Here is a 23,805-nt window from a genome sequence, read left to right as displayed (position 1 = left end):
AAGGGTGCTCACTAATCTCTGTGAGTCAGCCTTAAGCGTGTGCTGGAGTGGCGCAATTGGTAGCGCAACGGTCTTGTAAACCGTAGGTTGTGGGTTCAAGTCCCATCTCCAGCTCAAAATAAAAATTCCCCCTTAGTTGGACTGAGAAGGCAGATGCCAACTAAGGGGGAATTTTGGCATGTGGGTGGGGTGCAGGTTCAGGCCGCAGGGCTGTCTATATTCGTCGAAATATCCGATGTACATTTTTCCTCTTGAATGCACGAAGGCTCGTGTTTTCACACGAGCCTCGGAAGTGGAGCACCGCAGTGCGTCCGGCCCCGAGCATACAATGGGGGTGGAAATAGGTGGGTTTACTTGGGGGTAGGGTATGCAAAACCTGGGAAAATTATGTCCATTTCTTAAAAATTGGTATTTTTGTTGATATAGCCATCATGTTCGTATGCGGGGTCAAAGTATGCATTTTTAAACTACCGATACCGTGGATGAACTTGTAATTTCCGGGATAGACTGACGTTCTTTCTTTTCTATATTTAGTGCAGCTGGTCTGAACTCGGATGCGGGCTAAATCGAAGAATTTTTAATTAGATTGGAAAAGAATGAACTTAGAGGTTCCTTTATCCGCTTCCTTGCCTCTGTTTAAAACCTTGAGTCGCATTAATACCTTTAAAACTTTGTGCGTGGCTGCAGTGTTCGTTTTGGTGACATCGCTGTGCGTGGTGGTGACTCCAAAAGCTATTGCCCAGGAACAATGCAGTGGAAGCTATACAGATCTTAAATGGAAAGACGGAAGTCGAGGTGTCAATGGAGATGTTTATAACGGAAAATCAGATCAAGCACAGGTTGAATTTAAATGGTCTGTTGGCTCATCTGTAAAACCTGGAGAACAGTTTAAAATTACGCTACCGCCGCAACTGACTACTGTTTTTACTGGAACTCTGGATTTACAGGATTCTAACGGTGCTGTCGTTGCGACTACGAATATTCTCTCTGGGCAAAAAGAAGTAGTTTTCACGCTAACTGAGTTCGTGACAACCCATTTCAATGTTAATGGCAGTGCTTTTTTTACTGTGGAGTGGGATCGCAACCAGTCCGGATTGACTACAAATGGATTTGGCAGTGAAGGAGCTCCTGCCGATTTGATTTTTGAGGGCTGTGGAAACGGGAAATTACAGGGAATTTATACTCCGGATGGTACCTCTGGAGTCACCCAGAGAAACGGAAAAAGCGGTGTTCAGGATAACCCTAGGGAGGTTAATGGCAAGACCATCTATCCCTTTGGCTGGGCAATTTTTGTTGGTAGCAACACTAGTCGAAGTGATTTCACTGTAACGGACACTCCACCGGCTGGACATAAATTTGCATGTTCTGGAGATTACGATTTTGGTCGATCACCTATTTATTTAGACGCCGTGCGTAGTTTAGGAGAAGATCCTGTTCGACATTATATTGTCGACGGCAGCGGTAATTTAGTAGGTGGACGTAGTGACGTAACAGGGATTACAGAGGACGTTCCTTTCGGATACGGGTATGAGATTACTTGTACACCTGAGAGAGTTACTGTTCGGTTCCCCTACGGTGTGGATCCTACAACAGGACCTCGGATCAACCTGCTTACTTATTCTGAACAGAAACCTTCACCGGGAAGTGCGGTGACAAATAATGCAACGATAAATGGAAATAGCGTTACCGGTACGGTTTTTATCCCTTCTGCTGGGGGTTGGGCTGAAGGTAAAAAAGGTGGTTTTGCAGTTCAAAAGACAGCTAATGGTCTTGATGAACCAAAAGAATTCACTTTTGAATGGTCATGTTCTCCTGTAAGCAATCCTAGCGTGGTGGAAAAACAAGGTACAGCGACTCTTAAGGCTTCTGAGAACTTCCATGTTGGGAACCTTGACAAAGGATTGATTTGTAAGGTTTCTGAAAAAGACGCTGACATTGAAGGGTTCGAGAGGGAAACCACTTGGACTGTCAGTGGAAATAAAGTCGAAGATGGAAAAGTCGAGTTCCCGGTTCGTGAGAAAAATGAAGACGCTGTTGTCGTCGAGGCAGTAAATACGTACACCAAGAAAACCGAGCCTAAGAACGGCAGCTTTAAGATCGTAAAAACTGTCAAGGGGCTGCCTGAGACGGAGAATCTTCCTACCTATTTATTTGATTACAGTTGTAAGAAAGATGATGCTGAAGTAAAAGCGGGCGTAGCTTCTATTAAGGGAGCTGGAGAAACACAGGTTGATGGTGTTCCCGTGGGGGCATCTTGTCTTGTAACTGAACAAGAAAATTCTGCCAAAGTTCCTGGCTATTCTGTTGAAATTCCGGAGAAACAAGAAGTACTTATCGTTGAGAGGAAGACAGGGGTAGTAGAAGTAACTAACAGCTACAAGAAGGACTTTGGCAAATTCTCGGTTCTCAAGAAGGTCGTAGCAAACGGAGTTAACGTACCTGAGGACAAAGCCTTTGCGGTGGATTACACCTGTACCAAGAACGGTTCAGAAGAAATCAAGGGTGCACTATCAATCAAGAATGGTGTTTCTACAGAGTCTCCAGAAATCCCGGTTGGTTATTCCTGCAAAGTTGCTGAACGTGAGTACTCCGCCCAAATCGATGATGCAACTGTTGACATTGATAATGGGCAGCCAGTAGGCGTTATCGCAGATAAGACCGCACAGATTACTGTGACCAATACGTACCGCACTGCGGTCGGTGGATTCAAAATTGTGAAGACGGTTGATGGACTTCCTGCCGCGCAGGAAAAGAAGAACTATAAGTTCAACTACACCTGTACCAAGGACGGTAAAGAAATCGCTTCAGGTGTGAAAGAGATTTCTGGTGCTGGCGAAGCCACGGTGGAGAAGCTGGCGGAAGGCGCATCTTGTGCTGTCACCGAGGATCAGGAAAGCGCTCAGGTTAAGGGCTACTCGTTGGTAGTTGAAACTGGTGCTCCAGTTCTTATTACTGCAGGTACTACCGGGACCGTGACTGTGAACAACACGTACTCTAAGAAAGTTGGATCTTTCAGTATCACTAAGAAATTGGTAGATCCTGATGGTGTTGCTACCGGTAAGAAATTCACTTTTGATTACAAGTGCGTGAACGAAGAACTCGGTGAAGTCAAAGAAGGTGTTCTTGGCCCAATCGGTGCGGGTGAAGAAGCCAAGGCTGAAAATATTCCGGCTGGTTCTATCTGTACAGTCACAGAGAAAAATGCTGAGGTTGGCAAGGCAGATCTAAAGGTTTCTGGGCTTGACTCCATCACAATTGTTGATAACAAAGAAGAAAAAGTTGTTGCAACCAACGAGTACTCCGCGTGGCGTGCTTCTTTGAAACTGAACAAGAAAATTCTGGGGCCACAGGTAGATGCTCTGCTGAATAAGAATTTCGATGTGGATTATGTATGCACCTTGGGCACATATTCCAAGAATGGTACGGTGACGATTTCTGCTAAGAAGCCTGCAGAAATCACGGATGTGCGTTCTGGCGCTACATGTAAGTTCACAGAGAAGACTGATACTGCCAAAGTTGAAGGATTTGAGTTTGCTCTTTCAGCTTCTACCACTGCTACTGAAGTAGTTGTTGGAGATAAGGGAAGCACCAGCGAATCTACACTCGTCAATGCTTATGACGGTCTTGGTCGTATCTCCTTGACTAAGAAAGTGAGTGGTTTGGGATCAGTGCTTTCCGGTTCGTCTCAGAATCCTCGTGAGTTTGATGTTGAGGTTTCTTGGACAGATGAAAAGGGAGTGAAGCAGACCCGTGAGGTAAAAATCAGCGAAGGAAAGATCACTAATCTAGATCCGCTTCCGGTTGGAACTGAACTCCTACTGAAGGAGATCATGCCCAAAAATACTGCGTTTACTACCTGGTCTACTCCAGGCTTTAGCACCACTAATCCAGGCGTTGAGCTAAAAGATCATGGTGATGGGACGGCAACGTTGCTGGTTTCTGTCCAGACGGTCAAAGAAGCCGCATTGATTGAAGTTCACAACACTGCAAATATTCCGTGGTGGTGGATCTTGGTGCCTACTTTGCCGCTCTTTATCCCGCCGTTGCTACCATCGGGTTCCTCGTCTAGCTCTATGCCAGTCACGCCGGCTACATCGGCTCCGCAGCCGGCGCCCAAGAATGTGCCTGCTCCAAAGGATGCTGACAAGAAACCGAAGAAGCTGCTGGCTAAGACGGGCGCTGAGATTGGTGTCGTTGCCATACTAGGTATGCTTGCCATATTTGCTGGGCTGATATTAGTGATCCGTCGTCGCAATAGCTAAGCGTAGAGTACGGATCTAAAGATTAAAGAAAAGGCGTGGACCTGCTGAAGGATTCACGCCTTTTTCATGCCCTAATTGCCTGCCGCGATTTGCTTGTAGATCTTTTTGCGGCGGTTGCGTACGAGCTTGCGAGTGAAGCGTCGATAGTGATCAAGGCTCGGGGGCCTGCGGAAACGACGCGCAATCCACTCGCCAAAGACCACCCCAGAAGAAAGTGCTGTGGCGATGGCTATGGCATAAGAGAGATTGGAAAAGCCGACCAAGATTTGATCATGGAGTAGTCCGTAGAGGCCTCGATAAATTGCAGATCCCGGGAGTAGCGGAGTAATGCCGGCAATAGAGATGATGAGGGGCGGGATCAAGTAGCGACGTCCCAAGAAGCCGCCTATGAGCCCGATGAGGACGGACGTGAGTGCAGAGCCGGTAATGTCTCCAACCCCCTGGGGGATGAGGACAAAGTAAAACAAGCTTGAACCGCAGGCCGCGGTGAGTGCGGAGATAAAGACAGAGGGCCAATCTGCGTAGCAAGCGCGAGCGAAGCCGGACGTAGCAAAAATACTGCCCAAGACGCGGACCGTATTGGAGGCGAAGTTGGGGACGGGGACGGTTTCTACCGGGGGCAGTGAGAATCCTAACGATCCCGCAAGGGATACGCCTATGGCGATGCCGGCGACGATGCCGGCGGTGATGATGAGGGCGTCGAAAAGCCGTGCCGTGCCCGTGATTGGTGCGGAGGTGACTCCATTTTGAATCGCTTGCACCAGCGTCAGCCCCGCGACCATCACAATGATCGACGTGGCGATCACCATGCTGGGGCGTATGGAGAGGCCTAAGTACTGTCCCCAGTCGTAGGTGATGGCGGCCAGGAAGGCGACAAAAATCCCGCCCGCGGTGTTCTGGAAGAAGATGGGTAAGCCGTGCTTGCCTAGCCAGGCGCTCATCCAGATGATGACGGCCCCGGCGATGGTGGAAATGAGCGCGACGGGAATATTTCCTCCCAGGAGGAATGCCACGGCACCACTCATTACTGCAAAAGATGCCACGACTCCGGGCAGTCCGATGGGGTCGGGCGCGCGGTGTATGGCGTCGAGGCGGGTTTCGGCATCCAAGGGCGAGGCGTGGCCTGAATGGATGTCGCGGATCAAGCGATCCACTTGCATGAGTTTTCGAAAGTTCTGCGGGGCGGGCGCCACCACGCGAACAACCGTTACCGGGTTGCGTCGGTCTTCAGAAACATTGGCAAAGAGTCGGATGCGATTGGACGTGAGATCAACGTGAACAAACCATAGTCCGAATGACTCTGTGACGGCTTTGACCTGGTCGCTGGCGTCGGAATTGGTTGATCCTGCGGAGATGAGGATTTCTCCGATACGCGCGGCGATTTCCAGTACACCGGTGACTTGCCCGCGGTCGCTGAGGTCGACAGGTGCGAGGGGTGCGAGTGGGGGTGCGGCTGCGACGTCGATGGTAGCGGTGCCCGTTGATGCTGCTTGCCTACGTCGCAAGATGCGGAAGATGGGGGCGTCGAAAAGCTTCAGCATGATGAGACACAGAATACCGCAGCGAACAGAACTACAGCGTTTAGTTATTTGTGTCACAATTAGGGGGTGGGTGTGTGATTTCAGTCGAACTATGGCGGCGATGAATAACAGAGAAGCACAATCGGAACCATCATCAACTTTATGGAGGGCGATCATGGCGCAGTCTTTTGCAGAACAAATTGTGGAGACCCTGGAAGCCCAAGGCGTAAAACGCATCTTTGGATTGGTCGGCGATAGCCTCAACCCCATTGTCAACGCCGTGCGAAAATCCAGTATCGAATGGGTACACGTCCGTAATGAAGAAGCTGCGGCGTTTGCCGCCGGCGCGGAATCGCTGATCACCGGCGAACTTGCCGTGTGCGCAGCCTCCTGCGGCCCCGGAAACACCCACCTTGTGCAGGGGCTTTACGACTCCCACCGCAACGGTGCAAAAGTCCTAGCCATTGCCTCTCACATTCCCTCCACACACATCGGCTCTCACTTTTTCCAAGAAACCCACCCTGAAGCCCTGTTCGCGGAGTGTTCTGGCTACTGCGAGATGGCCAACTCCGCGACCCAAGGGCAAGCGATTGTGCACCATGCAATTCAGTCCACCATGGCGGGAAAGGGCGTATCGGTCCTGGTGATCCCGGGTGACGTCACCATGCAGCGCGCGGAGGATGATACTTTTGTCAGCTCGGTTATCGCGAGGGGAAAGCCAATTCTCTATCCAGATCCTGCGGAGGCAGCCGACCTAGTCCACGCAATCAACGAGGCCTCCACAGTTACGCTTTTCTGCGGATCAGGTGCTCGTTATGCCCGCGAACAAGTGCTTGCGCTAGCTCAAAAAATCAAAGCCCCCGTCGGGCATGCGCTCGGTGGAAAAATGTATATCCAACACGACAATCCCTATGACGTGGGAATGTCGGGGTTGCTTGGATACGGCGCCTGCCACGACGCCTCCCATGAAGCCGACCTCCTCATTCTGCTCGGCACTGATTTCCCCTACACCGAGTTCCTCCCCAAAAAGAATGTGGCGCAAGTGGACATTGATGCCTCCCACATTGGTAAGCGCACCCGAATTACCTATCCCGTCGTGGGCGATGTAGCTGCAACAATCGAGAACATTTTGCCGCACATAGAGGAAAAGACTGATCGCAGTTTCCTTGATCGGATGCTGGACCTGCATCACCGAAAGCTCACCGATGTTATTGAGGCATATACCTCCAACGTGGAAAAGCACACGCCTATTCACCCCGAGTACATTGCCAACATTATCGATGAGATAGCCGATGATGATGCTATTTTCGCCATTGACACCGGCATGTGCAACGTGTGGGCTGCCCGCTACGTAACCCCCAATGGCAAGCGCGAGATGCTGGGTTCCTTCCGCCACGGGACCATGGCCAATGCTTTACCCCACGCAATTGGCGCGCAATCCAGTGATAGAGACCGGCAGGTCGTGTGCTTCTCCGGCGACGGCGGTCTCAGCATGCTCATGGGGGAGCTGCTCACGGTGAAACTTCATCAATTACCCATCAAGATCGTTGTTTTTAACAACTCGTCCTTGGGAATGGTCAAGCTTGAGATGCTCGTGGAGGGGATACCTGAGTATGAAACTGACCATGAACACGTTGATTTTGCGGCGATCGCGGCTGCCGTAGGGTTGCGCCACATCGCGATCACAGACCCGAAGACTGCAAGAGAACAGCTAGAGGCGGCTTTTTCTTACCCTGGGCCTGTGCTTATCGACGTCACCACCGACCCCAACGCCCTCTCCATCCCACCTAATATCACCATGGAGATGCTCATGGGCTTCTCTAAGGCGGCAACGCGCACGGTCTTCGGCGGAGGGGTGGGCCACATGGTGGACATGGCGCGGTCTAACCTGCGGAATATCCCGCGCCCCTAAACACACGGGGCAGAGAACCTGCATTTCCATAGACGTTAGGCTGTAAAAACACATTTTTAGACGTCTTTGTCTATGGAAATGCAGGTTTTTCCGTATCTTTCTCCTACCGGGAACCGATCGCGAAGCCCCCGACGTCTAAGGACACATGGGCAAGCACATCTTTACCACCCAAGAACTCCATCAATTGGGCCTCTCCCGCAGCGCGATCGCAACGAAAATAAAACACGGCGATCTTTACCGTGTGGAGCGCGGAATCTACACCGAAGAAAGACCAGAGGGAATTCTGCTGCTCAAAGCATTGCAAAAGTCTCGGCCTGGGATTGTCTTTAGCGGGCGCACAGCGATGCAGGTGCATATGTCTGCAGAGATTGAGACTCCGGTGGAGGCCGTAATTATCAAGAACAGATCTGCCTGTTCTAATGATGTGATCCGCGTCAAGCAGGTGCGATCTGCAGCCTCAGAACTCAGACAGGGGATTCGCGTAGCTCCTCCGCTTGATGTTCTCAATAATGCCGAGGCCATGACTCTTGCTGAGCTCGTTGATTTTATTGAGAACATCTATTGGGGAAAGACCGGGTCGGTTCGATTAATCCGTGATATGTCCAAAACTCGGCTGACTAAGCAAGCTCATCGAGTAATTGAGCTTGCGGCTGTAGGTGCAGAAAGTCCTGCAGAGATCCTCTTGTTCCGAAAGCTACGCTCTATGGGATATCCGTTTGAACAAAACCTGAAAATCGGCGCTTATCGGTGGGATGGGGTACATACAAAGAGCAAAGTTATCGTTGAAGTGGACGGGTACACCTACCACGGAAATCGTCATGCTTTTGTCTATGACCGGTGGAAAGGCAATGACGCCGTGCGTCGAGGCTATGCCTTGGTACGTTATTCCGCGTGGTGTGTTTTTGAATGTCTTGACCAGACAGCAGGGCAAATAGTTGCCTTGGTGAGTGCCCGGTTGTCTGGTCGGCACGCTCCTTTATTGGTGTTTGAGAAGACACCAGTGTGGGATTGGCATCCTATGCTGTAGCGCTTATTCCACTTCGGTGAACTTCCGATCCCACGCGGAGCGGACGGGGTTGGCATCGGCGAGGAGGATATCAAAGCGGTCATTGGCAATCTCGATGATTTCAGAGAGAGCTACGCGATGTTCCTGCTCATCGGAATTAGCTAGGCGTCGTATAGCTGTGTCCACGATGCTTCGGATGCTGTCGTTGGTGCCTAGGCAGTAGACAAATGGCATATTGAAACGCTCGCGGTAGGCGGCGCTGACCTCGAGGAGTTGCGCGGTTTCTACGTCGTCGAGGTCGTCGAAGCCGAGGGAGCCGCGCTCGGCGCTGATGCTGGGAGCCTCGGCGTCGGTGGCTAATAATATGGCAGAGGTATCTGGGTAGTCGTGGATCAAAGCTTCTCGACGCTCCCCGGAAGCCGTGAGAACCCCAACCTGGATGGCTGCTCGTAGCTCGCTGACGTCCGCAAACGGGCGCGATTCCCAGGCTTCCTCCAACGGCCAGGTTTCCTGGTTAAACAGTGGGCGCAATGCTGCGACAAAATCCTCACGATTCATGGCGTTGATTTCATCCAAAGACACGCCTTCACCGCTGGCTCCGCGGGCCACGTCAGATCCGGTTTGCTTGCCCACATGGAAGAACAGGATGTTGAGGAGGATCGCTGCGATAGCCCCGATGGACATGCCGGAAGAGACGAAGATGCGGGCCCATTCGGGGAAGGCCTCAGCAACGGAAGGTTTGAACGTGACCAGCATGGCGAGGCCCAGCGCAGTGGTGACGATAGCTGCATTGCGATTATCCGTGAGATCGGTTTTAGCGATAGTCTGCAGGCCGACCCATGCCACGTTGGCAAAGAGAGCTAGAGATGCTGCGCCCAATACTGGTGAGGGGATGGAGGCCACGATTGCTCCGGCCTTAGGCAGCAACCCCAGAATGATCATAAAACCGGCAGCGGAAGCTGCGACCCAGCGCGACTTCACTCCCGTGATGCGGACGAGCCCCACGTTTTGGGCAAAGCAGGTGTACGGGAAAGAGTTCATGACACCGCCGAGGAAAGTGGAAAGGCCGTCTGCGCGGAGGGCCCGCTGGATGTCGTCGCGTCGGATACGCTTTTTCACGATCTCGCCGGTGGCAAAGACATCGCCGGTGGTCTCGACCATAGTGATGATCATGACGATGATCATGGAGAAACATGCGCTAGCGTTAAAAACGGGGGTTCCAAAGTAGAACGGCGTTGTGATCCCCACAGCCGCAGCGTTGGAGACCTCCGAGAGATCCGCGTGGCCTAAGAAGAGTGCCACGAGAGTGCCGCTGACCAGGCCTATAAGAACTGCGAGGGTGCCTAGAAAACCACGGAAGAACCGTTGGGCCAAGATGATGACCACGAGAGTGCCAAAGGCGTACCACAGGTCACGGCTCAACGGAGTGGCCTCGGCGTAGTTGATGAAGTCATTTGCGGAGACTGCGAGGAGGGATGTGCCCATCACCAACAAAACCGAGCCTGTGACTACCGGCGGAAAGAACTTGAGAAAACGTGCGAAGATTGGCGTGGCAAAAAACGTGAAAAGTCCGGCTACGATGACTGCGCCGTATACGGTGGGAAGCGATTCCACGCCGCCTTGTCCGTCAGAAACGCTAAGGCCAATCGCGATAATGGGAGCCACCGCAGTTGTGGTGACTCCCTGAATGATCGGTAGGCGTACGCCTATGTATTTTCCTACGCCGACTGATTGGATCAGTGTGGCTAAACCACAGGTAAGGAGGTCGGCGTTGATGAGATGGATGGTGGTTGCTGCGTCGAGGTTGAGAGAACCTGCGATGAGCAGCGGCACAATCACCGCGCCAGCATAAAACGCTAAAACATGCTGGATGCCTAGCGCGACGAGTTTAGGAGACGAGGGAAGTGCGTCCACGGGGTGGGTCGCTGAGGTCACGAGCAGAGCTCCTTGAGATAGGTCGGTTCTAGACCCGTTTACCTTAGCAACTCACAGTAACCCCACGGTTTATTAGTAAAGGACACCCTTGATGGCATCCCAGGCAGGACGCAACTGACGGTTGAAGAGCGGCCAGTCGTGGACACCACCCTGGAGCAGATCGACTACTTGGTGGTTCATTCCTCGGGCGCGCATTGCAGAGTCGAGAAGCTTGGTGCAGTGCAAGGTTCCCTGTTCCAAAGCTACAGCTACGGGTAGTTCATAGAAAGGACGGGAGGCTGCATGCTCTAGATCAGAGGGGAGGACTCCGCCGTCAGCACTCGCTAGATAAACTGCCATGTTGCGGAGACCCTCGGGATTCGAGGGGACGTCGTGACGCTTCCATAGCTCAGAACCGTCTGGGCCCCACATGTTGTTGACATTGCCGCCGCGGGATTCCACCACAAGCTTTGTGGTGAGTCGTCCCACTGGTTCCTGCGTGGAGTAGCATCCGGAGATTCCGAATACTCCTTTGAATAGGTCAGGGTTCTGGTTAGCAATGTGGACAGCGCCGATAGCGCCCATGGAAAGGCCTCCGATGGCGCGCTTGCCGTTGAAGTTGAGCTTTTGGGCTGGGTCTTCAACAAGCTTTGTGAGTTCCTTTGTGATGAAGGTTTCCCACTTTAAATGCCCAAGCGCTGGGTCATCTGTGAGCCAGTCGGAATAGAGGGAGGCTAGCGCCTGGGTAGGCATAACCACAGACACATTCTGGTCGCCGAGTGCGGGGTGCAGGCCGCCTTCACGAACCCAGCCGGGATTACGCATTGCGCCAATGCCGTCGAGAAGATAGAGGACTGGGGAAGGAACAGAAGTGTCCTTAGCCACGCGAACAACAACCTCGACGTTGCGCTGCATCGCTGGGGAAGCCACAACCCAGCGCTCTAGGTTTGGAATCGTCGGTTCGACGGTGCGACTAAGTACCTCTGCCTTGGTGATATTTGGGTTTGTAGGCAGTGGGTATTCAGAATCTGAGCTGCCGAACGCCGACGGAATGCGTACCGATGGAAGTCCAAGCGATTGTGCCAGTCGAGCGGCGTTGCTGATAGTGGTGTCGCTGGAGCTCGGTGAGTTCGCGATTGCCGCAGTGAGTGATGCAACGATGGAGTTCGCTGAACTAGAAACCGGCGCGGACGAAGTAGAAGAAGCGTGCGCAGGGCTTTGCGTGACGACGAGCGCCGTGCACAGTACAGCAACGCCGAGGGAACGGGACAATTTCATGTTGGTTGAGGCTTTCTAAAGTGGTTTTCTACGGAGTCCACGGCGGGGGAACCGCCAAACATGAGATTTATCTTAGATTATTTTATGTTATTCGTGAAGTCGGAGGTGGGGGAGGGTTTTTCAGGGGTAGTGGATAGTTTATTGAGAAAAATGTGTGCCGTCTTTACCGCTGCTTGCCGCTGTTGTTGTGTGAGCGGGCGGGCATTAATGTGGTCGTACACCCAAAGCCCATCTGCGATAAGTTGTACGACAACGGCATGAGGATTGTGGGGGTCTGTCCATGGGGCTAAAGCTTGATCCCATATAGCGCGAAGCTCCTCATTCAAATTGGCATCGATGCTTAATAGGAGATCTGCGCGGGTAGCGCTGTGTGATTCCACCTCCAGTAGCGCATGCATTCTCTGCCTGAGGGAAACCTCGGATGCGGGCCCCCCTGCGGCGGCTTCTAGCTCACGAGTCCATGTCCGGGCTGCGGACGCATTGAGTTCTATAAGGAGCTGGTGGCGAGTGGGGAAATGGTAGATCAGTCCGGATTTGGATATGCCGCTGGCTGCAGAGAGGGAATCGTAGGTGAGCGCCGCAAGGCCATCTGACTCCACGATGCTGAGCGCGGTGGCCAGTAGTGAGTCTTTTTTATTCGTGCGCAAACTGAGTCTCCTTGGGATTGTTCCACAATAGATATGCGGTGATGGCGCATGCGATGCACGCAGTTATAGCGATGATGACGAGCACGGATATATATGAGGTGTCTATGGCGGCGCGGGCGGCGTCGGCAAGCGTGGGGTGCGAGAGGCCCTGCTCAAAGTTTTGAGCGATCACTTCTGGTGCGGAACGTGCATAAAAGAACGAGAACAAAGACCCCACCATCGCCACCGAGAGAAGAGTGCCAAACTCATAAGAGACTTCCTCCATGGCAGAAGCCATGCCGGAGCGTCGCGCCGGGGCTGAGCCGATGATCGCCGTTGAAGATACGGACATGGTCAACCCCGCGCCGAAACCTACGAGAAGTAACCCGACAACAAAGAGGGGAAAGGTGTCGGCACGTGTGGCCCCGATGGCAATGGCCGTCCCAATTGCCATGGAAAGGAAGCCGCCAGAAATGAGTGGGAGAAAGCCGATGCGGTGCAGCAACGCTCCGCCTAGGATTGAGCTAGGAAAAGCTGCTAGAGCTACGGCTCCGGTGAGTAAGCCTGCCTGTAAGGGGGTAAAACCCTCCGCTAGCTGAAATCGTTGTGTGGTCATGAGCTCTGCGCCGGAGAGGATGAACATTGCTAGCGCTGCGGCCAGGGTTCCTGCTGTAAAAACTCGATTTTTGAATACATCGAAGGTGAGAAGCGGCTCAGAGAGTTTGTTCTGGCGTTGGCTAAAGAACAGGGACCCGATAGCGATGGCGGCCAGTGCTCCGATGAGTACCGCCACCTCTATGTGGGCGTGCGTAAGCTCCTTGATTACTAGAACTAAGCCCACCATGGTCACCATCGCCCAGAAGGAAGAGAGAAAGTCCCAATGACGGGAAGGATTGGACTTGTTTGGTGGTGCGATTAATAACGTTCCTGCGAAAGCAATGAGGGTTACTGGAATGTTGATCAGGAATACAGAACCCCAGTAATAGTGTTCGATCAGGAATCCCCCGATGACCGGTCCGAGTGCTGCCCCTAGCGTGGCGACTGAACCCCAGATTCCGATGGCGATGTTGCGTTCACGGACATTGGGGAAAGTGATGCGGAGTAGGGCGAGAGTGGCGGGCATCATGGTGGCGGAACCCACACCCAGGGCGGCGCGCGCAGCGATGAGAGCTAGCGGATTGTGGGCGAAAGATGCTGCTAAGGATGCTAATCCAAAGATCGTAATGCCAATTTCAAACATTCGTCGGTGCCCGATTTTGTCTCCGAGCGTGCCCGTTCCCAGGAGAAGTCCTGCAAGAACCAACGAGTAGGCGTTGATGATCCAGAGACCTTCAAGCTCAGTGGTGTGTAATTCGCTTCTTAGTACAGGTAAAGCGGTGTAAAGGATGGAATTGTCTGCACCGATCATGAAGAGTCCCAACGAGATAACACCTAAAAAGATCCAGCGTTGTCGAGATTCCATAATCCAGAACTGTACCGAACGGTCATTACAGTTTCAATTCTTGGTATAGGACGCTAACTCATTCACAGGTAGTTACCAGCTACGCTTCAGAAGAAAAGCAGAGCCATATTGTTGACTTAAGGGAACTAATCGTGAGGTTGTGTCCTCACCAGGAGACCAGGGCAGGTAAAAATGGAAGGCGTGAACGAAAAAACTAAGCGAATACTGGTCGTCGACGACGAGCCAAACATCGTTGAGCTTTTGAACGTCAGCTTAAAATTTCAAGGGTTTGACGTTGCCACAGCTAATTCCGGCGTAGAAGCGTTGGAAGTGGCAAAGGATTTTAAGCCTGATGCATTCATTCTCGACGTCATGATGCCGGGCATGGACGGCTACGAGCTCCTGCCCAAGCTCCGAGCGGAGGGCCTCGACGGTCCCGTTTTGTATTTGACAGCAAAAGACGCTGTGGAACACCGAATCCATGGTTTGACCATCGGGGCTGATGACTACGTGACCAAGCCTTTCTCTCTGGAAGAAGTGATTACTCGTTTGCGGGTGATTTTACGTCGAGGTAGCACGGTAGAGATGGTCGAAGACGACTCCACCTTGGTGTATGCCGACCTTACGCTTAACGACGACACCCATGAGGTGACAAAGGCCGGAAAGGTCGTGGATCTCTCACCCACCGAGTTCAACTTGCTGCGCTGCCTGATGCTGAACGCTGAGGTTGTGATGTCTAAGGCAAAGATTTTGGATCACGTGTGGCACTACGATTTCGGCGGCGATGGAAACGTTGTCGAGTCTTATATTTCTTATTTGCGTCGCAAAGTGGACACCCATGATCCGCAACTGATTCAAACGGTGCGAGGCGTGGGATACGTACTGCGTAAGCCACGAAATGCGTAATAGCCGTAGTGAGCGCGGCGAAACCCAAAGTAGAAAGTAGTAGATGAGCACCCAGAACCCATATTCCACCGCGGTGGTTCGCGGGACCCCTGCCCACAGCGAGAAACAACGCTGGGGGTATCGAGGTGCCAAAAAAACGGGTAAAAACTTGATCGCTCGAATTCGAGACAAACATGTTTTATCTGGGATGCCATTACGCTTTGGGCTATTAGTAATCGTGGTTGCGGTTTCTGCAGTGGGGTTGCTTGGCAGCGCTGTCGCCGTGAACCGGACGATGCGAGAACTCACCTACTCACGCATTGACAAGGAACTAGAACTAGGGCTCAACGGGTGGGCTAAACAAGATTCGCTCTTTAAAACCAACCCTGGTGCTACGAGCGCACGGCCGCCGACAGAATTTTATGTGGTCAAGATCTATCAAGATGGAACCACAAACGTCTATAACGAGGATGTTTCTGAACCAGATCTGAGTCAGGTTTACGCTGGCCAAGGTCCTCATACAGTGGAATCAAGTCCGAAGAGTCGCAAAGAAGCCATGTGGCGAGTCACCGCCGAGACACGAAACGGCGTAACTATGGTGGTGGCCAAGGACATCACCCAAGAAGCCAATATGTTGCGCAGGCTCGCTGTGGGGCAAGTCATCATTGAAATTGCGGTACTGATTCTCATGGCGCTCATCGCGTTTTTCTTGATCCGCAGAGCATTGCGCCCTTTGCACGAAGTTGAATGTACTGCCAAAGCGATTGCGCAAGGTGATCTGGATAGGCGCGTACCGGAAGCGCCGGAAAATACAGAGGTCGGTGCGTTGTCGCATTCACTGAACTCGATGATCTCCAGGCTGCAGTCACTTATCGTGGAATTGCAAGATAAAGAAGCCCAGATGCGTAGATTCGTCGGGGACGCTTCTCACGAACTGCGGACACCGTTGACGTCGGTTCGTGGTTATTCAGAGCTGTACCGTTCTGGTGCCACAAAAGACGCGGATTTGGTGATTGACAAGATCGAGGGGGAGGCCTCTCGTATGAGCCTCTTGGTGGAAGACCTGCTGGCGCTTACCCGTGCTGAGGGAGCCCGCCACGAGACGGCACCGGTTGATCTTTTGGAGGTTTCTCTGTCGGTGGCGTCCTCGCTGCAGGCCGCCTACCCTAATCGCAGCATTGACGTGCGTTCTGAGTGCGCCGGTGTGCCTATCACCTTGGGAGACGCTGCCCGGCTCCACCAAGTATTGACCAACCTCACCACCAACGCTTTGAAACATGGCGGCGAAGACGCAAAGGTGCAGATTAAGCTTTACGACGACCCCGCCAGTAGCAACATCGCCATTGACATCATCGACGATGGCATAGGTATGTCGGAAAAAGACGCCGAGCATATTTTCGAGCGTTTTTATCGAGCTGATACTTCGCGTGCGCGCTCCACCGGCGGCAGCGGTCTTGGTTTGGCCATCGTCAAGTCGTTGGTGGCAGCTCACAGCGGAACTATCAGCGTGAACAGCACCCTTGGTCAAGGAACGACCTTCCACCTGGTGCTTCCCCGGTTAGAAGATCGCTAAGCCCCCAAGGCATCTATGATGATGTCGGCTTGTCGCGGCAAATCTTCATGGCGAACTCCGTGAATCTCTACGAGTTCGCCTACCTTGCTCGACTGTGCTGGTACGACACGATCTGCGGTAGAAAACACAGAAATCAATTCCACGTTCTCTGGGAGCTCAGCTGGGATTTTTTGCGTAAGTTGCAAAAGAGCTTGTCCGCCAATCCATTTGACCACAGGCTTAAAACGTAAATTCTTGGGAACTCCATGGAAAGCTGCACCTAGCCCCACTAGTTTCCTCACAAAACCAGGGCGAGCATGAGCGATTCGCAGTGCAAGAAGTCCTCCAGCGGAGTGCCCTACAACATCGACGCGATGTACACCTTGGCTATTGAGCTCGTCTATATATTTCAGTAGCTCTTGTAGAGAAGAATCAAGATCGGCTGTCCCATGGTTGCCGTAAGCTGGCGCGAAAAATGGGCGCCCCTGCTGTACAAGCCGCTGGGCAGGCCTCTCAAAGTTACCCGGCGACCCTAACGTTCCATGCAAGAAGAGCACAGGGATAGGGGAGTCTCCGGTGACACATGGAGAAACTGGTAGTCGACCGCGCGTGGGCACCCACCTCAACAACGCCATGGAGTTACTTCACTAGCCCTTTCTCATCAGTTCCCAGGGCCTGCCGTAGCTTCTCTGCAGCAGCGTCCATCTGAGCTGGATCGGTTGCGTCCATGGACATTGCTTGAGAGAAATCGTAATCGGACATTTTTGCGGCTGGGAAAACATGAATATGAGTATGGGGGACGTCGAAACCAGCGATCACATACCCTGCGCGCGGTATAGCAAACACCTCTGTGATTGCCTTGCCCACTCGCTGCGCTAGCTCATTAAGTTTTGCCCACGTGGTGGGATCCACGTCGGTCCACTTATCTACTTCTGCCACTGGAACCACCAGCACATGGCCGTACGCTAGAGGTTCGATGGTCAGGAAAGCCACCACGTCTTCATCGCGATAGACAAAACGACCGGGCAAATCACCTGCAATTATTTTTGTAAATACGCTGCTCATGTTTTCGAGGATAGTCGGCTTATATGCAGTCCCGCCGGTATGATTCGGATCATGCACATTCTTGTTATCGGTTCGGGCGCCCGTGAACACGCCCTTGCGCTCGGCTTGTCCAAGGACCCCGCGGTTACAGAACTCCATGTGGCACCAGGAAACGTGGGTATGGAGTCGATTGCTACGGTTCACTCGGAAGCAACGCAGGTAGACAATCCAGATGAGATGCTCAAGGTTGCACAGGAAGTACGCGCGGACCTCGTGGTCATAGGACCTGAAATTCCTCTGGTTGCAGGAGTGGCCGATACTTTGCGTGCACACGGTTTTGCAGTCTTTGGCCCCAATAAGGATGCTGCACGGATTGAAGGCTCAAAGGCCTTTGCCAAGGATGTTATGGCTAAAGCCGGCGTGAAGACAGCCCGCGCGGAGCAGATCGCACCGGGTGCCTCGGATGCCCAGAGGGAAGCAGCTCTGGACAATTTTGGCCCGCATTATGTGGTAAAAGATGATGGCCTCGCTGGTGGCAAAGGCGTTGTGGTGACTAAGGATCGTGCGCAGGCGCGTGCTCACGTTGATGCTGTTTTGGCTGCGGGAAATCCTGTGCTCTTGGAGAGCTTCCTCGATGGTCCTGAGGTCTCACTCTTTTGCCTAGTCGATGGGGAAACAGTTGTGCCGTTGCTTCCGGCGCAGGATCATAAGCGTGCGTTCGATAATGATGAGGGCCCGAATACCGGAGGCATGGGGGCCTACACCCCGTTGCCATGGCTACCAGAAGATGGTGTTCAGCGGATTGTGGATGAGGTCTGCATACCCGTGGCACGCGAGATGGTCGCTCGCGGTTGTGCATATTCCGGGTTGCTGTACGCCGGCATAGCGTGGGGTGAAGAAGGACCGGCAGTGGTGGAATTCAATTGCCGTTTTGGCGACCCAGAAACACAGGCGGTAGTGGCGCTGCTGCAGTCGCCGTTGGCGGAGGTTCTGAACGCTGTGGCTACTGGAAAATTGGCTGAATTGCCTCCGCTGGAGTGGGAAGACGGCTTTGCTTTGACAGTGGTTTTGGCTGCTGAGGGATACCCAGAGTCGCCCCGAAAGGGTGGGGAGATCAACGGCGCAGACGATGCTGCAGTACTACATGCAGGTACAGCGTACGATGCGGACGGAAAACTCGTCGCAGCTGGAGGCCGCGTTTTGAACGTGATCGGCACCGGGGCTTCGCTTAGCGACGCCCGTCGTAACGCTTACAACGTTTTAGACAAGATCACGCTGCCCGGTTCGCATTACCGCTCTGACATTGCCCTGCCCGCAGTGGAAGAGAACATCATGATTTAACTGAGCGGGCGCTGAGTTCTTGATCTTCACGCCGTGGCAGGAGTAACGTTTCGCCTCATGCGTAAAACCCCTGCTCGGCTTGTTGCCGGTAGTTTTGCGACGCTCGTTATCATCGGAACGCTTGTCCTTCTCCTCCCCATATCACGAGAAGGACATGCACAAGCGGACGTCGTCACGGCTTTGTTTACCGCAACCTCAGCTGTATGTTTGACCGGCCTGACCGTTGTGGATACCGCCACGTATTGGTCGCATTTCGGTCAACTGGTGATTCTCCTTCTGATTCAGCTTGGTGGTTTGGGAATCATGACCCTGACGTCTTTTGCGGCATGGGTGTTGGTTGGCCGTATCGGCGTGCGGGACCGTCTCAACGCAGCTGCGGAGGGACGAGGTAGAGAATTAGGCGAGGTTAAAGGCCTACTCGTAGCCACCCTAGCGTTTACTGTTGTGGTGGAGACGGCGGTAGCGCTGGTGTTGACCTTGCGTTTTAAAGGGTTGGGGTTCTCTTGGGGGGCGAGTGTATGGGAAGGGGTCTTCCATTCAGTATCAGCCTTTAACAACGCCGGCTTTGGGTTGCGATCGGATAACCTCGTAGCTTACGTGGGAGATTTTGGGATTATTCTCCCGATCTCCGGCGCGATTATCCTCGGCGGACTGGGGTTCCCCCTTCTTTTGGAGCTGCATCGCCGACATGAGCATAGGGCGGCAGGTATTGCTGAGCGGCGATTTTCTTTGACTGCGGTGTTTACGATCGCCGGAACGTTCGCACTGCTCGTCATAGGAACCGTGGGTATCGCTGCATTTGAGTGGCGAGGGGCCCTCTCTGGATTTAGTGTGCCGACGAAACTTCTCGCCTCGTTTTTCCAATCAGTAACCAGTAGAACTGCGGGATTTAATTCGATCAACATAGGTGAGCTGCACCCCTCCAGCCTGGTGCTCACTGATTTCCTCATGTTTATTGGAGGCGGTTCTGGCGGCACTGCCGGTGGCATCAAGATCACGACAGCGGCGGTTCTCCTCACCGTCATGGTGGCGGAGATTCGAGGAGATGACAACGTTTTGATCCGAGGTCGCAGGATCCCCACCCGCACGGTACGCCAGGCATTGGCAGTCACCATGCTGGCTGTGCTGTTGGTGTCTGTCTCCCTGATGACCATGCTGTTGGTGGCCCCAGAATTTGAATTTTTGGATATTTCCTTCGAGGTAGTCAGTGCTTTTGCCACGGTAGGCTTGAGTACGGGTATTACGGCGGATCTGCCTGGCGTCGGCAAGCTGCTCCTGGTTCTTTTGATGTATGCAGGCCGCGTTGGGCCGGTGTCCCTTGTGGCTGCTCTTGCAGCTCGTAGCAATAAGCGTTTGTACTCCTATCCAGTAGAAAGGCCGATCATTGGCTAAGTTCCGTTCCCGTTCCAAAGCACCCGTGGTGATTCTTGGTTTAGGCCGATTCGGCATGGCCTTGGGAGAAGAGCTGGTGCACTCTGGCATTGAGGTTTTAGGAGTCGACTCTTCTGAATCCGTAGTCAATGCAGCAGCTAAAATTCTTACGTATGCCGCCATGGCGGATACCACCAACGAGGAAGCTCTACGCCAGCTTTCTGTGGATGAGGCTTCTCGTGTTGTAATCGGAATCGGCTCGGACATGGGGGCGTCGCTGCTTACTGCCTCTACCGTGATCGATCTGAACGTGCCAAGTATTTGGGCGAAGGCGTTGAACAATTCCCACGCTAAGATTCTGAGCCAAATCGGAGTGCACCACATTATCCGCCCGGAACAAGATACTGGCCGCCGGGTAGCGCATTTAATGAATGGCCGGGTGCAGGAATACGCGGAATTCGACCGAGATTACGCCATTGTGAAGGTCGCGCCGCCCGTCTCAATTCTGGGTAAGCGGGTACACGAGGTTGATCGGATACAGATCATCGCCGTTCGTCCGAGTAACGGCATGTTCAGACCTGCGAAACCCGAGATGATTCTGCAAGCAGGGGATTTGGTTTTGGCGGCTGGTCACCCAGATGAGTTAGAGCAGTTTGGGATGACTGACTAGGGGGACAAGTGGTGGTTCGCGTGCGATAATGAGCGACGTGGCAGAAAAGAAGAAGATCACCAACGTCCTTTCCAACCGATACGCTTCCGCCGAGCTCACTGAGCTGTGGAGCCCTGAGGCCAAAATCCTGCTAGAGCGTCAGCTCTGGATCGCTGTGATGAAGGCTCAAAAAGCATTAGGAGTTGAGATCCCTTCGGAGGCTATTACTGCCTACGAGCGGGTCATCGACCAGATTGACCTTGCAAGTATTGCTGATCGCGAGAAGATCACTCGCCATGATGTTAAAGCCCGGATTGAGGAGTTCAACGCCCTCGCGGGTTTTGAGCATATTCACAAGGGCATGACCTCGCGTGACCTCACCGAAAACGTAGAACAGCTGCAGATCTACCGTTCTTTGGAACTGATCCGCAACAAGTCTGTCGCAGTGGTGGCGCGGGTGGCACACCATGCTGCTCAATACCAATCACTGGTTATGGCTGGGCGTTCTCATAACGTGGCTGCCCAGGCCACTACCTTGGGTAAGCGTTTCGCTTCTGCTGCCGAGGAAATCCTGGTGGCCATCGACCGCGTTGAGGAGCTCCTTGATCGCTATCCCCTCAGAGGAATCAAGGGGCCGATGGGCACGGCGCAGGACATGCTTGACCTGATGGGTGGGGACCAGAAGAAGCTGGCGTCCTTGGAAACACAGGTGGCTGATCACCTTGGCATTTCGCGGGTCTTTGATTCTGTGGGACAGGTGTACCCGCGCTCCCTCGACTTTGACGCGGTATCTGCCCTCGTCCAACTCGGAGCGGGCCCATCCAGTTTGGCAACCACTATTCGTCTCATGGCCGGTAATGAGACGGTGACTGAGGGCTTCAAAGAAGGACAAGTTGGATCTTCCGCGATGCCGCACAAGATGAATGCTCGCTCGTGTGAGCGGGTCGGTGGACTCCAGGTCATCCTGCGCGGATATCTTACGATGGTTGCCGATCTCGCGGGGCAGCAGTGGAATGAAGGCGACGTATTCTGCTCTGTGATCCGCCGCGTGGCTCTACCAGACGCGTTTTTTGCTCTCGACGGAATGTACGAGACCTTCCTGACCGTCCTCGACGAGTTCGGGGCATTCCCTGCAATGATTGATCGGGAACTAGAGCGTTATCTCCCATTCCTCGCTACCACCCGTATTTTGATGGCGGCGGTTCGTGCAGGCGTGGGTCGTGAGACTGCTCATGAGGTGATCAAGGAAAACGCTGTTGCAGTGGCACTGAACATGCGAGAAAACGGTGGTGAACAAGACCTGATTCAGCGCCTAGCAGCAGACGAGAGACTACCGATGACGCAGGAGCAGCTGGACGAGGCCCTTGCAGACCGCCACGTCTTTATCGGCGCTGCAGAATCGCAGGTTTCCCGGGTTCTTAACCGGGTGGAGGACCTTACCAACCGCTATCCGAACGCCGCGGCCTACACTCCTGGCGAGATTCTTTAGCGTTGAAAGGTGCCACTCTACTGAAGAAGCCAGTTGTAGCTTTGGTCACTGTAGCGTGGGATCGCCACGACCCTGCTCGCGCGAGCAGGGTCGTGAACAGTGCAAATGAGTGGACTTAGGATTTCTTTGTCTCCTTGCACGTAACGTTAACTCTGCAAAAGTAGATAAGATATGACTTGCATGAGACGTGAGGGCTAGACTGCTACTTTATGCGTCCTGAACTCTCCCAGTACACCCATGTGTCCGCGGGCAAAGTGCGTGAGATCTACGAGATCGACGACGAACGCCTGCTCATGGTGGTCTCTGACCGCATCTCCGCATACGATCACATCCTGGATCCGGAGATCCCCGACAAAGGCCGAGTGCTCACTGCGATGAGCATGTACTTCTTTGATCACATCGATTTTCCTAACCACCTTGCCGGACCCATCGATGATCCTGCGATTCCAGAAGAAGTTTTGGGGCGTGCGCTGGTATGTAAGAAGCTGAAAATGCTTCCTTTCGAATGCGTGGCACGCGGCTACCTCACCGGTTCTGGTCTCAAGGAATACCAACAGACCGGCAAGGTATGTGGCATTGAACTGCCGGAAGGCCTGGTAGAGGCATCGAAATTGCCCGAGCCGATTTTTACGCCTGCGACCAAAGCAGACTTTGGCGAGCATGATGAGAACGTGTCTTTTGAGGCGGTCGTCGACAAGCTAGGCGAGGCGCGCGCTAACGAGCTACGCGCAGTGACCTTGAAGATCTACTCCGAGGCAGCAGCCATCGCGGAGTCCCGGGGCATTATTCTCGCAGATACAAAGTTTGAGTTCGGACTCGACGAAGACGGCACTTTAGTGCTTGCCGACGAAGCCCTCACCCCAGATTCCTCCCGCTATTGGCCTGCCGACGGCTACGAGGAAGGCAAGGCGCAGCCGAGCTTTGATAAGCAGTACGTGCGCAACTGGCTCACCGGTCCCAAGTCGGGGTGGTCCACGGACTCACTTACCCCGCCGCCGTCTCTTCCTGGGTCCGTCGTGGAAGCGACGCGGGAACGCTACGTAGAGGCATTCGAACGTATCACTGGAAAAAAGTTCAGTGATTGGATCGGGACCTGTGTGTAAAAAAAAATAAAAGAAGCGCTGTGCCTGATACGGTACAGCGCTTTTTGTTTTCCTTATTAGGTGAGCTTGTTGATCTTCTCTACAACGCTGACGATTTTGCTGGTAAAGCTGACCATCTCTGAAAGCAAGTTCAGACCTTTGACTGAAGAGAGCTGGCTAAATACGTCTGCAAAGTTGCTCATTAGGCTACCTTTCATTTTTTCAATAAGACCGGATTTACACTAGCCGAACTCTGTAAAAAATCAAGAGAAGAGAGCAATACGTGGCGGGGTTCACTGCAATGGAAATGTGCAGTACCGTAGAGATAAATTCACGTTTTTTGCATATGTCTTGGTGGTGGGGCGGAAACATCTGGTAGAAAGCTAAAAACTTAAAAAATGGGCTTGTTAGTGGTTTCCGCTACGATTTAGGC

General features: G+C 53.1%; 18 protein-coding genes and 1 tRNA gene. 11 read left to right on the top strand and 8 right to left on the bottom strand.

The genetic code is table 11. The features are described from left to right. Positions 1–41 precede the first annotated feature (41 nt). Together CKV68_RS04695 and CKV68_RS04690 are read left to right on the top strand one after the other, a co-directional pair. Positions 42–114: transfer RNA gene (locus CKV68_RS04695), tRNA-Thr, on the top strand. Between the two features lie 482 nt (positions 115–596). Beyond that, positions 597–4,262, top strand: a complete 3,666-nt coding sequence (locus CKV68_RS04690; protein ID WP_231910463.1) for a DUF5979 domain-containing protein — start codon at positions 597–599, stop codon at positions 4,260–4,262. A 71-nt stretch (positions 4,263–4,333) separates the two neighbouring features. Here the strand turns inward: CKV68_RS04690 and thrE are convergent, their stop codons facing one another. Next, positions 4,334–5,803, bottom strand: a complete 1,470-nt coding sequence (gene thrE, locus CKV68_RS04680; RefSeq protein ID WP_095076234.1) for a threonine/serine exporter ThrE — start codon at positions 5,801–5,803, stop codon at positions 4,334–4,336. Positions 5,804–5,957: 154 nt separating this feature from the next. Between thrE and CKV68_RS04675 the strand changes: the two genes are divergently transcribed. Then, positions 5,958–7,694: a pyruvate dehydrogenase gene (locus CKV68_RS04675; protein WP_095075694.1), complete on the top strand. Its 1,737-nt coding sequence runs from the start codon at positions 5,958–5,960 to the stop codon at positions 7,692–7,694. A gap of 145 nt (positions 7,695–7,839) precedes the next feature. Further along, positions 7,840–8,721, top strand: a complete 882-nt coding sequence (locus CKV68_RS04670) for a type IV toxin-antitoxin system AbiEi family antitoxin domain-containing protein (protein ID WP_095075693.1) — start codon at positions 7,840–7,842, stop codon at positions 8,719–8,721. 3 nt (positions 8,722–8,724) lie between these two features. Here CKV68_RS04670 and CKV68_RS04665 read toward each other — a convergent pair whose 3' ends face one another. The 4 genes from CKV68_RS04665 to CKV68_RS04650 form a co-directional block, all read right to left on the bottom strand. Next, positions 8,725–10,635: a solute carrier family 23 protein gene (locus CKV68_RS04665; protein WP_095075692.1), complete on the bottom strand. Its 1,911-nt coding sequence runs from the start codon at positions 10,633–10,635 to the stop codon at positions 8,725–8,727. A 72-nt stretch (positions 10,636–10,707) separates the two neighbouring features. Beyond that, on the bottom strand, positions 10,708–11,892 hold the full coding sequence (locus tag CKV68_RS04660) for an alpha/beta hydrolase (protein ID WP_014836766.1): 1,185 nt from the start codon (positions 11,890–11,892) through the stop codon (positions 10,708–10,710). Positions 11,893–11,969: 77 nt separating this feature from the next. Next, positions 11,970–12,539: a TetR/AcrR family transcriptional regulator gene (locus CKV68_RS04655; protein WP_095075691.1), complete on the bottom strand. Its 570-nt coding sequence runs from the start codon at positions 12,537–12,539 to the stop codon at positions 11,970–11,972. Continuing rightward, positions 12,526–13,980, bottom strand: coding sequence for an MFS transporter (locus CKV68_RS04650; protein ID WP_095075690.1), 1,455 nt, complete (start codon positions 13,978–13,980; stop codon positions 12,526–12,528). The genes CKV68_RS04655 and CKV68_RS04650 overlap by 14 nt, the downstream gene beginning before the upstream one ends. A gap of 171 nt (positions 13,981–14,151) precedes the next feature. Between CKV68_RS04650 and CKV68_RS04645 the strand changes: the two genes are divergently transcribed. Together CKV68_RS04645 and CKV68_RS04640 are read left to right on the top strand one after the other, a co-directional pair. Beyond that, the gene (locus CKV68_RS04645) at positions 14,152–14,865 is read left to right on the top strand and encodes a response regulator transcription factor (protein WP_013912260.1); all 714 of its coding nucleotides are present in this window, start codon (positions 14,152–14,154) and stop codon (positions 14,863–14,865) included. Between the two features lie 43 nt (positions 14,866–14,908). Beyond that, on the top strand, positions 14,909–16,417 hold the full coding sequence (locus tag CKV68_RS04640; RefSeq protein ID WP_013912259.1) for a sensor histidine kinase: 1,509 nt from the start codon (positions 14,909–14,911) through the stop codon (positions 16,415–16,417). Here CKV68_RS04640 and CKV68_RS04635 read toward each other — a convergent pair. Next, positions 16,414–17,031, bottom strand: coding sequence for an alpha/beta hydrolase (locus CKV68_RS04635; protein ID WP_095075689.1), 618 nt, complete (start codon positions 17,029–17,031; stop codon positions 16,414–16,416). The two genes, CKV68_RS04640 and CKV68_RS04635, sit on opposite strands and share 4 nt — an antisense overlap. A 4-nt stretch (positions 17,032–17,035) precedes the next feature. Next, positions 17,036–17,461, bottom strand: a complete 426-nt coding sequence (locus CKV68_RS04630) for an HIT family protein (protein WP_095076233.1) — start codon at positions 17,459–17,461, stop codon at positions 17,036–17,038. Between the two features lie 51 nt (positions 17,462–17,512). Here CKV68_RS04630 and purD point away from each other — a divergent pair, with 51 nt between their 5' ends. The 5 genes from purD to CKV68_RS04605 all read left to right on the top strand — a co-directional run bounded on the left by purD (position 17,513) and on the right by CKV68_RS04605 (position 23,393). Next, positions 17,513–18,781, top strand: coding sequence for a phosphoribosylamine--glycine ligase (gene purD, locus CKV68_RS04625; RefSeq protein WP_095075688.1), 1,269 nt, complete (start codon positions 17,513–17,515; stop codon positions 18,779–18,781). 57 nt (positions 18,782–18,838) lie between these two features. Next, entirely contained in the window at positions 18,839–20,173 is a 1,335-nt protein-coding gene (locus CKV68_RS04620; protein ID WP_014526208.1) for a TrkH family potassium uptake protein, read from the top strand. After that, positions 20,166–20,822 carry a potassium channel family protein gene (locus CKV68_RS04615; protein ID WP_013912254.1) on the top strand — a complete coding sequence of 219 codons (657 nt, stop codon included), beginning with the start codon at positions 20,166–20,168 and terminating at the stop codon, positions 20,820–20,822. Before CKV68_RS04620 ends, CKV68_RS04615 begins: the two co-directional genes overlap by 8 nt. Before the next feature lie 28 nt (positions 20,823–20,850). Beyond that, on the top strand, positions 20,851–22,290 hold the full coding sequence (purB, locus tag CKV68_RS04610; RefSeq protein WP_167376964.1) for an adenylosuccinate lyase: 1,440 nt from the start codon (positions 20,851–20,853) through the stop codon (positions 22,288–22,290). A 209-nt stretch (positions 22,291–22,499) separates the two neighbouring features. Continuing rightward, complete coding sequence (locus CKV68_RS04605) at positions 22,500–23,393, top strand: phosphoribosylaminoimidazolesuccinocarboxamide synthase (RefSeq protein ID WP_013912252.1); 894 nt, start codon at positions 22,500–22,502, stop codon at positions 23,391–23,393. Positions 23,394–23,449: 56 nt separating this feature from the next. Here CKV68_RS04605 and CKV68_RS11425 read toward each other — a convergent pair whose 3' ends face one another. Then, a complete protein-coding gene (locus CKV68_RS11425; RefSeq protein ID WP_014836758.1) occupies positions 23,450–23,575 on the bottom strand; it encodes a hypothetical protein in 126 nt (41 codons plus the stop codon). Positions 23,576–23,805: the final 230 nt, after the last annotated feature.

Source organism: Corynebacterium ulcerans, from assembly GCF_900187135.1.
Classification (GTDB): domain Bacteria; phylum Actinomycetota; class Actinomycetes; order Mycobacteriales; family Mycobacteriaceae; genus Corynebacterium; species Corynebacterium ulcerans.
Note: the sequence above shows the minus strand (reverse complement) of the source record. Positions and strands in the feature narration are given on the sequence as shown.